The organism is Paenibacillus sp. F4 (assembly GCF_002894905.1).
GTDB classification, from domain to species: domain Bacteria; phylum Bacillota; class Bacilli; order Paenibacillales; family Paenibacillaceae; genus Paenibacillus; species Paenibacillus polymyxa_B.
This window is the reverse complement of record NZ_POVS01000017.1, coordinates 543,408-556,750: the sequence shown is the minus strand read 5'-3', so window position 1 is coordinate 556,750 and position 13,343 is coordinate 543,408. Positions and strand designations below refer to the sequence as shown.

At 44.6% G+C, this 13,343-nt stretch carries 12 protein-coding genes; 2 read left to right on the top strand and 10 right to left on the bottom strand.

Features of this window, described 5'->3' with window-relative positions; all coding sequences use genetic code 11:
* Positions 1-16: 16 nt before the first annotated feature.
* The 3 genes from C1T21_RS21200 to C1T21_RS21190 all read right to left on the bottom strand — a co-directional run bounded on the left by C1T21_RS21200 (position 17) and on the right by C1T21_RS21190 (position 2,147).
* Positions 17-406, bottom strand: coding sequence for a DUF3397 domain-containing protein (locus C1T21_RS21200; RefSeq protein ID WP_103049635.1), 390 nt, complete (start codon positions 404-406; stop codon positions 17-19).
* Between the two features lie 4 nt (positions 407-410).
* Entirely contained in the window at positions 411-1,370 is a 960-nt protein-coding gene (locus tag C1T21_RS21195) for a ketopantoate reductase family protein (protein ID WP_103049634.1), read from the bottom strand.
* Positions 1,371-1,496: 126 nt separating this feature from the next.
* On the bottom strand, positions 1,497-2,147 hold the full coding sequence (locus C1T21_RS21190; RefSeq protein ID WP_103049633.1) for an RsfA family transcriptional regulator: 651 nt from the start codon (positions 2,145-2,147) through the stop codon (positions 1,497-1,499).
* Between the two features lie 297 nt (positions 2,148-2,444).
* On the opposite strand from C1T21_RS21190, the gene C1T21_RS21185 reads away from it, so the two are divergent.
* On the top strand, positions 2,445-3,530 hold the full coding sequence (locus tag C1T21_RS21185; RefSeq protein WP_103049632.1) for a coiled-coil domain-containing protein: 1,086 nt from the start codon (positions 2,445-2,447) through the stop codon (positions 3,528-3,530).
* Between the two features lie 99 nt (positions 3,531-3,629).
* On the opposite strand, the gene C1T21_RS21180 is transcribed toward C1T21_RS21185, so the two are convergent.
* The 5 genes from C1T21_RS21180 to C1T21_RS21160 all read right to left on the bottom strand — a co-directional run bounded on the left by C1T21_RS21180 (position 3,630) and on the right by C1T21_RS21160 (position 9,893).
* On the bottom strand, positions 3,630-4,961 hold the full coding sequence (locus tag C1T21_RS21180) for a PhoH family protein (RefSeq protein WP_023989462.1): 1,332 nt from the start codon (positions 4,959-4,961) through the stop codon (positions 3,630-3,632).
* Between the two features lie 300 nt (positions 4,962-5,261).
* Positions 5,262-6,323 carry an LCP family protein gene (locus tag C1T21_RS21175; RefSeq protein ID WP_103049631.1) on the bottom strand — a complete coding sequence of 354 codons (1,062 nt, stop codon included), beginning with the start codon at positions 6,321-6,323 and terminating at the stop codon, positions 5,262-5,264.
* 125 nt (positions 6,324-6,448) lie between these two features.
* A complete protein-coding gene (gene typA, locus C1T21_RS21170; RefSeq protein ID WP_061828529.1) occupies positions 6,449-8,290 on the bottom strand; it encodes a translational GTPase TypA in 1,842 nt (613 codons plus the stop codon).
* Between the two features lie 292 nt (positions 8,291-8,582).
* Positions 8,583-9,074 (bottom strand): hypothetical protein, encoded by a 492-nt coding sequence (locus tag C1T21_RS21165; protein WP_103049630.1) that lies wholly within the window; start codon positions 9,072-9,074, stop codon positions 8,583-8,585.
* A 159-nt stretch (positions 9,075-9,233) separates the two neighbouring features.
* Positions 9,234-9,893, bottom strand: coding sequence for a TerC family protein (locus C1T21_RS21160; RefSeq protein WP_013311114.1), 660 nt, complete (start codon positions 9,891-9,893; stop codon positions 9,234-9,236).
* A gap of 217 nt (positions 9,894-10,110) precedes the next feature.
* Between C1T21_RS21160 and C1T21_RS21155 the strand changes: the two genes are divergently transcribed.
* Complete coding sequence (locus C1T21_RS21155; protein ID WP_103049629.1) at positions 10,111-10,806, top strand: TerC family protein; 696 nt, start codon at positions 10,111-10,113, stop codon at positions 10,804-10,806.
* A 71-nt stretch (positions 10,807-10,877) separates the two neighbouring features.
* Here C1T21_RS21155 and thiI read toward each other — a convergent pair whose 3' ends face one another.
* Entirely contained in the window at positions 10,878-12,104 is a 1,227-nt protein-coding gene (thiI, locus tag C1T21_RS21150; RefSeq protein WP_103049628.1) for a tRNA uracil 4-sulfurtransferase ThiI, read from the bottom strand.
* Position 12,105: 1 nt separating this feature from the next.
* Positions 12,106-13,254, bottom strand: coding sequence for a cysteine desulfurase family protein (locus tag C1T21_RS21145; RefSeq protein WP_103049627.1), 1,149 nt, complete (start codon positions 13,252-13,254; stop codon positions 12,106-12,108).
* Between the last annotated feature and the right edge of the window lie 89 nt (positions 13,255-13,343).

Here is a 13,343-nt window from a genome sequence, read left to right as displayed (position 1 = left end):
TCGATGTCATCTTATATCACATGATGTTGAATATATTCTTAAATATACCAACAACAGTCAACAAAATATACGCCAATGTCATCGCCATAAAAGTTAATCTCCAGACCGCTCTACATAATCTTTTACCATCAACCTTCCCTTTTATTCGATTTTGAGCTCCTCCAATTAAACCCAAGGCCAGTAATAGGAGCAGTAGAATCAAATAAAAACCGAATCGAGATGTAAAAATGACGTTAAAGAGTGCTGCGACGGAAAATATCAGAAAAAACGTGGTAATATCCATAGAAGTAAGTAACGATTTCTTTTTTTCCATTTTAAGAATGTAGCGACAAACCGCAAACACGATCAAAAACGGAAAAAAGGGAAGAATACTGAAAGTGATAATAGTACCTTGTATAAGACTCAACTAATCACCCCTCTTTTAGCCGCATGCCTTCAATTAATTGCCACAATAACTCATGAGTTGATGCAGTAACTCCAGCCCGATCTGCCATCTGCACCAGTTGTCCGTTAATCGAAGCAACTTCCGTCATGGACTGTGCAAGTACATCAGCTAGCATGGACGAGTGATTCTCTGCCGTTGCCCGGCATACATTCATAATTTGCTCCCACCATGCGTTTTCCCAGTGGATACCATGAGCTTCATACACTTGAATGCCTTCATCGTACAGCCTGCGCATCATATGTATTCGAATAGGGTCCGAAAGTAGCTCGCCATTACGAACTCGCCATAACGCCGTCAGCGGATTGATCACAGCATTGATCAACAACTTGCGATACATACCGTTCTCGATTTCTTTCGACAAGAAAGCGTCAAATCCTGCTGCAAGCAGCCGATTTAGCACACATTGATTAAAATTATTGTTCTTCGACTCCTCCTCTTCCTCCGAACATCCTATTTCAGTAACACCCGATCCTGCATGTACAATAGATGCTACTCCCTGCCTCTTGGCTCCTTCAGTCGTCACAGCAGGGTATACCACAGCTTTAGGCCAAGCCTTTCTAATGCGTTCTATATGGCCGATTCCATTCTGCAAGCAAACAATTCCTGTATCTCTATCCATTTGAGCTGCAGGCTGGATCTGTTCTAATACTTCCTCAATCGCCCCCTGTTTGGTCATAAGCATGATCCATCGTGCCGGAGCCTGTGAATTTAACCGTTGCCAATCTGCCAATGGCGCTACCTTCAATTTATTCCCGGACACATGTACTGCCGTCTGTCCCTCTTTATCAAACACAGTAATCCCTTCACGAGCAATGACGCGTGCCTGCTCAAGTGTACGCGTCCACAGCCTTACTTTTGTACCTGAGGCAGACAACCTCCCGGCAAACAACAATCCCAGCGAACCCGCTCCAATAATATCAATCACCTTTGTATCGTCTCGCTTCCATCTTTTTTTCTACTATATCATATGCACTCTAAAGAAATACAAAAAACGCCAACTCCGGCAAAGCGCTAGTTGACGTTTTATTTCAATATTGTAGAAGTAATCTTGTTACTCAATGCGCTCCAGATTCCCATTCGCGTCCATTTTGAATCTGGATTTAAGCTCTTCCTCTTCATCAGTGATTAAAGCCAAGCGCCGAGCCCGGTCCATAATCTGAATCAGAGCTTTATAATCATCATTCACAACACGATAGTCGGTTTGCACCTCATTCACTTCTTTGGACAATCGGTCATTAATGGAGCGAAGCTGATTCAATTCTTCTTCCTTTTCCCGTAAATCTTTCTCCAGCATCTTAATCTGCCGATTCGTTTCCTGGACGGATCCCTTCCATTGACGCAAGAAGCGAATTACTGCATCAATAGATAACGTATCCTCACTCGTACCATCCGTTCTGTACCCACCTTCGACTGTATCAAGTGAGGCAAAAGCCGCAACCTGTGATACACCTACTGGGTTCTGCTTACGGATATAACTGCGCTTCTGGCGCTGTGCTTTGGCAATGCTAATCGCTTCATCATAACGTTTGCGCACGCAGCTGTTCCAACGAAAACCACATGCTGCAGAGGTTCTTCCGATTTTTTGTCCAACCTCCTCAAACGCAGCGAGCTGCGTTCCACCTTCACGGATATGCCGCAATGTCACCTCCGCCAATATCAAGTCATCTTCCACACTCCATGCATCTTGTCTTATTGCAGTCATGCCTCTAGCCCTCCTAACAACATCCTGAAATAACCGTCTTCATGAACCGATCTTGCCGGTATTTGAATAGGGTATAAAAGCTGTTTATTCATTCCTATGCCTCTCGTAGAGTTCATAGAATCTATTTGATACTAAATTGTATTTCCATTTCTGCAAGAACTCATACGTGAACGTAAACAGTTTCGGGTTTCAAGCATGCTCAGACTGCTGTACAATAAAATGAATGGTTAAAGAAACAGAAAGGATCATATACATTACTATTAGTTTTTTTCGGGAATACATAAAAGGGGAAACCAAATGAACAAACGAATAAAAATCACAATCAGCACCCTGCTGACCACCATTATGATGCTAACTTTCATATATGTACGTCCTACTCTGGCCGCTCCCACCCATGAAGAAAATCAGATTTTACAAGATAGCCTGTCGATTGTAGAGATAGACCATGAAATTGAGCGAATCAGTCAGGAGCAGCAGACTCTTTTGCACCGTCAGCAGGAACTGCGAAGTAATCTCACCGTTCAGCAAGAGCAAATGACCATACAACGGAAGCGTGCAGGTTCTGTGCTGCGATCTTATTATATGGGTGAAAGGGACAAGCTGTTGAGCGTGGTGCTAGGGGCGAAAAGTATAAGGCAACTTCTCTCTCTGTACGATTACTACTTATTATTGATTAGTCACGATCAGGATGTGCTTCAAGAATACGAATCCAATTATCAATCTATGCGAAAAACAGAACAACAAGTCACCCAAGCTTCAATGGAATTGGAGACAGTCAAAACAAACTTACTGGCACAACGTAAACGCATTATCCTGCTTCAGTCGCGTGTAAATGACGGCGTTAACGCCAGTAATGACCCGGATACCCTACGCAAGCTTATTGGCGAAATGACAGCTTATTGGGAGAATGTAGGTGTCTACGAGGTAAATAAGCACTTTAAAGCATTAGCTCAAGCTATGCAGGATTTACCGCAATTCATTCAACAACAACAAGGTGCCATGGTTACAAATGGAAAAGTGATTACGATAAGCATTCGCGAAGAGGACTTTAACCGTTTTTTAAAGTCAGAAAATGAATTGTTTAATCACTTCAGCTTTACATTTGCGCAGGATCGAATTATGGTAGAAGGTCAGCAGGGAACGATGAAATTAAGAGTAGAAGGTCACTACACGGTAGAAAATGAACCGAAAAATGCAATTTTATTTCATGTAGATCGATTGGTATTTAATGGTCTAGAACTACCTGATACGACCCGCAACAAACTGGAAAAGGATTTTGATCTGGGTTTCTACCCACAGCAGCTTATTTCCTATGTCAAAGCCACAGAAGTACGCACTTTAGCAGGAATGCTTGAAGTTAAGCTCGAATTAAACTTTAAGTAAGCTTTTGCTCACTTTTATTGTTCTGAATTTTTACGTGTACAAAACAAGAGACCCCGGGATATTCCCGAGGTCTTTATTATTGTAATAACGATAGGAATTTTATAGCAGATCGGCTGCCAACTGCGCGAGCTTGGAGCGTTCTCCTTTTTCCAACATAATATGCCCGCTAATCCCTTCTTGCTTAAACCGCTCCACCACATAGGTTAGACCGTTACTGGCTGCATCCAGATAAGGGTGATCAATCTGCTCTGGATCTCCCATCAAAATGATCTTGCTCCCCTCACCCACCCGGGACACAATCGTTTTGATCTCATGTCGGGATAAGTTTTGCGCCTCATCGACTATAATAAATTGCCCAGGTATCGAACGCCCGCGAATATAAGTAAGTGCCTCCACCTGAATACTGCCCAAGCCCATCAAAATTTTGTCGATATCACCTGATTTTTTGGCATCAAACAGATACTCTAGATTGTCGTAGATTGGTTGCATCCACGGGCGAAGCTTTTCATCCTTTTCTCCCGGTAAATAACCAATATCCTTACCCATAGGAACAACAGGCCGAGCAATCAGCAGTTTCTTGAAGCGATGTTCATCCTCTACCTTAAGCAAACCTGCCGCCAGCGCCAGCAACGTTTTGCCCGTACCCGCTTTTCCTGTAATGGTCACGAGGGGGATATCGTCATTAAGCAAAAGCTCCAATGCCATCCGCTGTTGAGCATTACGCGCGCTGATTCCCCACACCGATTCGTTACTTAAGTACAGCGGCTCTAATCTCTCTGCCTCCTGATTTACTTTCAGCAAAGCTGATTTTCCTGTTCCCATTTCATCTTTCAGAATGACAAATTCATGTGGATACAGCGTATAAGGTAGTTCCAGTGGCTTGATTGGTAAAAAACGGTTAGAGTAAAATTCATCTATGATGGACGGGTGCACCTGTATTGCCGAGTATCCGGGATATAGCTCACTCAGATCGCCTGTTCTATCGGATAGGTAGTCTTCAGTCAGTAGTCCCAATACATCTGCCTTGATCCTGACCAGCACGTCTTTACTGACCAAAACGACCGAACGTGGTTCAGGCTGCTCCTGCTCTTCCAGATGATAATTCAAGGCGACCGCCAAAATCCGGTTATCGTTCGAAACCTCCCCGAACATCTCCTGAACTTTCAAAAAACTTCGGTGGTTTAACTCAACTTTAAGCCTCCCACCTTGGGGAAGTGGAACGCCACTGTGCAGATGACCTACTTCTCTCAACCCGTCCAACAGTCGCGATACATTGCGGGCATTCCGTCCAATCTCATCCGCGTTGCGTTTTTTGGAGTCGATTTCTTCCAGAACAACAGCTGGAATGACAACTTCATGTTCTTTGAAGGTAAAAATGGCTTTCGGATCATGCAGCAGCACATTCGTATCCAGCACAAAAATTTTCTTCATTAAATCCCCTCCAAAGCGGCGTGGACAATCTCGTGTTTCATACCTATACCTATTCACCGGGTACCCAATACTTGCTGATTCCCTGAAAAAAGAACCCCAAAGCAGCATAAAGCAACGAAAAGTTGTAGTGAAGATAGCCTCTGAGCCTGTACATTTTTAAATTAGACACAAAAGGCCCAGTGATTGCTCACTGGACCTAGACTGGGTTCACTATAACTTTAGACATACCTCAACCCCCTTATGTTATATAAGAGCTTTACTCGCTGCGATTATAACATAATAGGGGAGAAAGATACACACTCAGGAATTGGAAGAAGCTGCAGTATTATCGCTTGCTTTTTTAGCTAATTCCTCTTGTAGCGCTTGTTTGGCCAAATCGAGCTGTTGCTCATCAATGTACACATACGGGCTACGCCACGTTCCCGCCACCGGATTGTATTTCACATTTTGTTTAGAAATATTCCAATAGGTTTGTACGATATTTTTCATTTGCTGTGACTCGATATCTGTCATCATATTCTTATCAACCGATTTAATAATTGCACTAAACTTGGTCAAAGCGTTAAAGGATTGCATTTGGTCAATTAGGGAATGAAGCACCTGATTTTGTCGACGATTACGATCAAAATCGTCAGATTCAGCTGTTCTCGGACGGCAATTCGATTTGCGGTAGCGAACAAAATCAAGAGCCTGATCACCGTTCAAATGCTTGGCTCCAACTGTCAGGTTAATATCGGTACCATCTGCACGGTCACGATAACACATGTTTTTATCAACCGTCACATCTACGCCACCCAAATTATCTACTACATCTCTAAAGCCCTGGAAGTTAATAACCGTCACATAATCAATATCAATGTTTAAATATTTGCCAATCATCTTCTTCATTTGTTCTTCAGCAACTTCGCCAGATTCTTTCTCTCTAGCCTTAAACACCGGATAATACTCATTCAACTTGCGAGGTTTATATCCATCCATTTCTAGACGCGTATCGCGCGGTAAGGACACGATGGTAGACGATTTAGTATTGGGGTTCAATGTAGCTACCATAATAACGTCGGACAAATAAGTCGGATGATCAGGGCGGTAATCGGTTCCTAGCAATAAGATAGTCAAAGGCTTAGCTTCTGCCAATTGTGTTTTGGGTACTTCCGTGTTGATCCCCGTATCCAAAACTTCCTCTACCTGATTGTAAAGATAGTAGGTATAACCACCTGCTGCCAAAATACCTATAATAAGCAGAAACAAGACAAACTTCATAAACGATCTGAAAAAGCTTTTTTTCTTTTTCGTTTTTTTCGGTTTGGCGGATTTTTTCCCGCTTTGTGTCCGGGGAGGCAATCCGTTCGAAAGATTACTCATGCTTCAACACCTTTTCCTGCGTTTTGAGAAATATAGCTTTCTCCAAGTTTACAATCCTAAAACACACACAGCGGCGCATCCCGTTCCCGGGCGTCGCCGCTGTGGCCAAAGACCAATCCAATCAATTACATATTTGCTTGTGCTGTTTTACGTTGTTTCTCCGCACGCTCGCGTTCACCTTTGTTCAAGATCTTTTTACGCAAACGGATAGCGTTAGGTGTAATTTCGCAATACTCATCATCATTCAAGTATTCGAGCGCCTGTTCCAAAGAGAAGATAACAGGTGTTTTCAGTTTAACTGTATCGTCTTTTGTTGCTGAACGAACGTTTGTCAGTTGTTTTTCTTTACAAATGTTAACGACGATGTCGTTATCACGTGTGTGCTCCCCAACGATCATACCCTCATAGATTTCAGTACCTGGCTCCAGGAACAAAATACCGCGGTCTTCCACGCCCAGCATACCATAAAAAGTAGAGCTGCCGTTTTCCGTTGACACGAGTACACCCTGATGACGTCCACCTACTTGACCGCCAACAAAAGGTCCATAGCTGTCAAACGCATGGTTCATTACGCCATAACCACGAGTCAAAGTCAGGAAGTTTGTAGTGTAGCCGATCAGACCACGTGCAGGGATCAAGAATTCTAAGCGAACCTGTCCGGTGCCGTTATTAATCATGTTAACCATTTCGGCTTTACGGGAGCCCAAACTTTCCATAACCGCGCCCATGCTTTCTTCCGGAATATCAATAAGGAGACGTTCGATAGGCTCCATTTTCTTACCATCAATTTCCTTGACGATAACTTCCGGTTTGGACACTTGCAGTTCGTAACCTTCACGACGCATGTTTTCAATCAGGATACCCAGATGCAACTCACCACGTCCGGATACAATAAAGGCGTCCGGGCTATCAGTTTCATCAACACGTAAGCTGACATCCGTTTCGAGTTCTTTCAGAAGACGCTCACGCAATTTACGGGATGTTACCCACTTACCATCGCGACCTGCGAATGGGCTGTTGTTAACCAGGAAGGTCATTTGCAGTGTCGGCTCATCAATCTTCAGTACAGGCAGCGCTTCAGGATGATTTGGATCAGCAATGGTTTCACCAATGTTGATATCCTTAATTCCCGCAATCGCCACAATGTCACCAGCGCCCGCTTGGTCAGTTTCAATACGTTTCAGACCTTGGAAGCCGAACAGCTTCTCAATACGTGCTGATTTACTGCTACCATCACGCTGCATAACTGTGACTGCTTGCCCCTGTTTAATGATACCGCGGTTTACACGACCTACTGCAATTCGGCCAAGGTATTCGTTATAGTCCATCAGTGTTACGAGGAATTGAAGAGGCTCATCTACTTTCTCAGTTGGAGCCGGTATGTGCTCTACAACTGTTTCGTACAATGCTTGCATGTTATCGTCTTGCTTTTCAGCATCCATGCTGGATGTTCCGTTCAGCGCCGAAGCGTACACAACAGGGAATTCCAATTGCTCGTCATTCGCACCCAGCTCGATGAACAGATCCAGTACTTCGTCAATAACTTCTGCCGGACGAGCTGCCGGACGGTCAATTTTGTTTACTACAACGATTGGCGTCAGATTTTGCTCCAGCGCTTTACGCAGTACGAATTTCGTTTGCGGCATGCAACCTTCGTAAGCATCAACGACGAGCAAAACACCGTCAACCATTTTCATAATCCGTTCCACTTCGCCACCAAAGTCGGCGTGTCCCGGTGTATCTACAATGTTAATCAGATAATCTTTGTAAGTGATAGCTGTATTTTTAGCCAAAATCGTAATACCGCGTTCACGCTCCAGATCGTTGGAGTCCATGGCGCGCTCCTGAACAGCCTCGTGTTCTCTAAATGTTCCGGACTGTTGAAGCAGCTTGTCGACAAGCGTCGTTTTTCCGTGGTCGACGTGGGCAATAATCGCAATATTGCGAATGTTTTCTCTAGCATGCATGGTTTGTATCCATATCCTTTCCGTATATCAAAATAGTGTCTCTATCCTGAAGCAGTGCTGATTCAAGGCTAACAATCGTTCTTTAGGCCCACTCCCTGCCAGCCTTCTATATGTTTCAGGCTTTGTACAGACAGCTTCTCTCTCCGATTCGCGTGAAAACCTTAAAATAAGCGTCAGAAATCATTCCGACGCTCTTATCATATCCATTATATTATAGTTGAAATATGTCATAAAGCAAGACATTATTGCCTGTTCCGTAATTTACCGCCATAAAATCTCACAGCTTGTCGTTTTACCTTTTGCGTTTGCCACGGTTGTTTAGGACCAACCAGATTCCAGCGCCAATCAGTAAAACTGCAATAACATATATGATACCCGTTCTTAGGGAGGTAATAACCAATAAAAGCACCGATACCAAGCCCAATATTACGCCCCCTGTATATACATTGCGAGAAAGCGAAATATCATTAATGGCATACTCCCATAATCCAATCGCCACACCTAGAAGTAACAAAGGCCATAAATAGGCCATTAAATGCCAGCCCCAAATATTGCAGAGCAAAAATAAGAAGCCGTAAACCGACAAAATCCCTGCCGGCAGCAACATAAAGGGTGAAACTTTACGCTTCATGTACATTGCATGCAGTACGATTCCAGGTATTAAAAACAGCAAAGGCCAAAAGTTTCGTCCCAAAAAGGAGAACGCCCCCAGTTTCCCCAACAAAATAATCAGTCCTACGGCAACAATGCCCACTCCGATCATACGCTCTTTTCCGGAATTCATCGTGGTCTCCTTTGTTTGCTGAATTTGTTTTTAGGTCTCTTAATGTGATTGTTTTTAAGTATATTTTTGTGAATATAGAGTCTTTACAAAAACCGAGTAAACCTGGCATTCGCAAAACTCTATGTCTATTTTAGCCGATGTTTTCCAAAAAAACTACGTTCAAATATGGCGAGCTCGTAACTGACGATATATACCTGCAACGACAACTGCTGTTGCCAAGAGTCCCGGTAACCATGCATGTATAAGCTCTCCCGTACCTGCTAACCATACACCCAATCGGGGATCACGCAGTAGCATTTCTCCTGCCGTAAAAGCCAGGATTGCAGATCCGAGCAAAACAAGTACAGGGAACCGATGAAGCCAGATCGCAATCACGTTGCTGCCCCAGACGACAATTGGAATGCTAATCGCAATACCAATGACAATAATGGCGATATCCCCATCTGCTAGGGCTGCAATAGCTAATACGTTATCTAGACTCATCACAAAGTCCGCTACCAGAATCACCTGTATAGCCTTCCATATGGTTGTTTCTGCTCTTACTCCCACATGATCCTCATTCTCATAAAGCAGCTTAAACGCAATCCATAACAGAAGTAGACCGCCTGCCGCCTGAATAAAGGGTATGCCCAGCAAAATGACAGCTACAAAAGTCAAAACACAGCGCAGGAGGACTGCACCGACTGCCCCCCACCATATAGCTTGACTCCGCTGCCTTGCAGGCAAGTTTTTGCTCGCCATGGCTATAACAACTGCATTATCACCGCTTAACACCAAATTAATCATTAATATTTTCAACAGCAAAATGATATGCTCCATGTGTACAAACACCCCCATCCTACTTGTATGCGAAATAGGACGAGGCTATGCTTATAAGCCTTGTCAAATAAGTCATCATTTATTAAAAATTGATGTCAAATTTGTTGAGCAAAGACCTTGAAATCAATAACAAACAGCAATATAATGAATCGTATTTCCGAAAAACGGGTATTAAAATAAACAACATACAATGATTTTAGGATGTTTAATCAGGGAGATGAGAACGATTGATATGTCCGGATTTCAGTTCTTTTGGCTACTGCTTAATGTGATATTTATTGACCTTCTGCTCGCAGGAGATAATGCGATTGTAATTGGACTTGCCGCCAGAAAGCTGCCTCCTGCAACGCAAAAAAAAGCGATACTGTACGGTACCGGTGGTGCCCTTCTCATTCGCATAGCAGCCACCATTGTGGTACTCTGGCTGCTTCAAGTACCATGGTTGTTACTCATCGGGGGTGTCATGTTAGTCTGGATCGCTTATAAGTTGCTCGTAGATCAGGAGGACCATACCGAAATCAAAGCGGAAACAACGTTATGGGGTGCTATCCGCACGATTGTTATAGCCGATGCGGCTATGGGTCTGGACAACGTGATTGCTGTTGCTGGCGCGGCCCAGCAGCATTTGCTACTTGTAGTGCTGGGACTGTTAATCAGCGTACCGATCGTTGTATGGGGAAGCACTCTTTTTATCAAGTTGATCAATAAATTCCCTTGGATTATCTATTTAGGATCGGCTGTGCTTGGTTATACAGCCTCTAATATGATTACTGAAGAACGTAAGCTGGAACCCTACTTTACTGAGCACCCTGCACTGCGTATCTTGTTTATTGCCGCAGTCATGGCAGGTATTTTGCTCACAGGATATCTTCAAAATCGCAGAGCAGTGTCCAGTCGAGAAAAAGCCGTCTAAAATGCTTCAAAAACTGTTTTAACTAAAATAAAAAGGCAGACCCAAAATAGCTGGCGGGTCTGCCTTTTTGTTTAAAACCAATCTTCCTGTATAACTTCCTCTTTGCGCCCCTCTATAGCTCCGCCTGCCTCCAGGACAAGCGTCTCCGTTGTAGCCACGGCCTGTTCAATCAACACATTTAAATCCCGAATAGAGGCTTCAATCTTTTGAACAACCCACAAATTTGGATTGGTCGTTGGGGATTTAGGAACAAACAATGTGCAGCAATCCTCATAGGGGAGGATCGATAGATCGTAGGTGCCAATCTGCTTTGCGATTTCCGTGATCTCCTGTTTATCCATCATGACGAGAGGTCGCAGCAACGGTAATTCTGTCGAACGGCCAATCACATTCATGCTGGATAACGTTTGACTAGCGACTTGACCCAGACTGTCGCCCGTCACGAGTGCCAGTGCTCCTTCACGCTCAGCCAGCATCGTTGCAATTCGCAGCATAGACCGTCTCATTAACGTAATAATCAGATTGTCCTGTCCAGTGCGCGTAAAGGCCGTCTGCACCTCTGTAAACGGTACAAGGTGGATTTTGATCCGCCCCGCATAGCCTGCTAATACCCTTGCCAATTCAATGACCTTTTCTTTCGCACGCTCACTTGTAAACGGATAGCTATAAAAATGTACACATTCAATTTCCAATCCTCTACGCATGGAAGACCATCCTGCTACCGGGCTGTCAATTCCACCAGACAGCAGCAGCATAGCTTTACCGTTCGTTCCTAACGGAAAGCCCCCTACAGCCATAATAACATCGCTGAATATATAGGCCGCCTGTTCTCTAACCTCCACACGTAACTCAATATCTGGTTGATGTACATCGACCCTCAACGCTTGAAACTCTCGCAATATAGGAGAACCAATTAAATGATTCATCTCTTGTGAGGAATGAGCAAACTCCTTCCATACTCTGCGGGCATTTACCTTGAACGTCGTTCCCTCGGTCACATTCAGCTCACGCATCAAAGCTACAGCGGTTTCAATGATAGCACCCAGCTCGACAGGAGCCATTTTGACAGGACTTATTGTCGTGATGCCAAACACTTTTTGTAACACCTGAATGATCTGTTCATAAGGCTCTCCTCCGAGAACCACATAAATCCGTCCAAATTCCTTCCGCAAAGAAGCGCCGGGAAACGGTTTGAGCAGCAGCTTCACGTGATTCAGTACTGCCTTTTCAAAACGAGTCCGATTCTTCCCTTTTAATGTAAATTCACCGAAGCGAAGTAACAGCATATCATAGTGCATTTTAACGTTTCCACCTTTCAAGGGATTCCAGCTTGGCTACAGCCTTTCGCAGTGCAAGTATAAGCTCATCGATATCCTGTTCCGTATGTTCATCACCGAAGCTGATGCGAATGCCGCCAGAAGCTTCTGCCTCATTGCGGCCCATCGCCAGCAGCACTCGGCTGGGCTCGGCCAATTTCGAAGAGCAAGCCGATTTGGTGGATACTACCACGCCCAATTGCTCCAGCGTATGCAGCAGTACCTCGGCCTTCATGCCCGGATACGAAAAGTGGACAATATGCGGCGCTTCTCCTCCGCTGTTCAGCCGCAGTTGAGGGATTGTCTTCACTTCTTCGACCACCCGTTCTCTCCATTCGGTCATACGGCGTGCTGTCTCTGCTTGTCGTTCGCCCGCCAGCCGTACCGCCTTAGACATACCGACAAGCAGCGGTACATTTTCCGTACCTGCACGAAGCCCCTGCTCCTGAGAGCCGCCACTATGCAGTGGGAAAAGCTCTATACCTTCCCGAACGAATAGTAGTCCAGCACCTTTGGGTCCACGCAACTTATGCGCAGAGAGGCTGTACAGATCAGCCTGCCATCCCCGGATATCAACCGGTAGCTTTCCAAACCCCTGTACACCGTCAATATGAAATAGAACGCGAGGGAACTGTTTCTTCAGCGCGGCTCCGATATCATGTAACGGTTGCACCCTTCCCGTCTCATTATTGACATGCATAATACTGACTAAAATCGTATCTTTACGGACAGCGGCACAAACCTGTTCGGCGCTCACATGCCCTTCCGCATCGACAGGTAAAAATGTAACCTCAAAGCCCAGATTTGTCAGTTGTCTACAAGCTTCGTACACAGACGGGTGCTCTGTCGATACAGTAACAATATGCTTACCTCTGGTCTGATACTGCAAAGCTGCTCCCTTAATAGCAAGATTGTTGCTTTCCGTTGCCCCAGATGTGAAGACAATCTCTGATGGATACACTCCCAAAGCCGCAGCACATACTTCGCGCGAACGCTTAAGCAACTTATCCGCGTCCTCTCCATATCGATGCATCGAGGATGGATTCCCGTAGTGGCGTCTCATGACCTCGGCAACTGTTGTAATCACCTCTTCAAAAGGCGGAGTTGTCGCGGCATAATCAAAATATTTCATTGCACTCCCCTTTTCCGCCCTATAACTGCTGCAACAAAAAAAGACCAAAACAGGGAAAGGCCGCTACTACATTATAGCGACACCCTTTC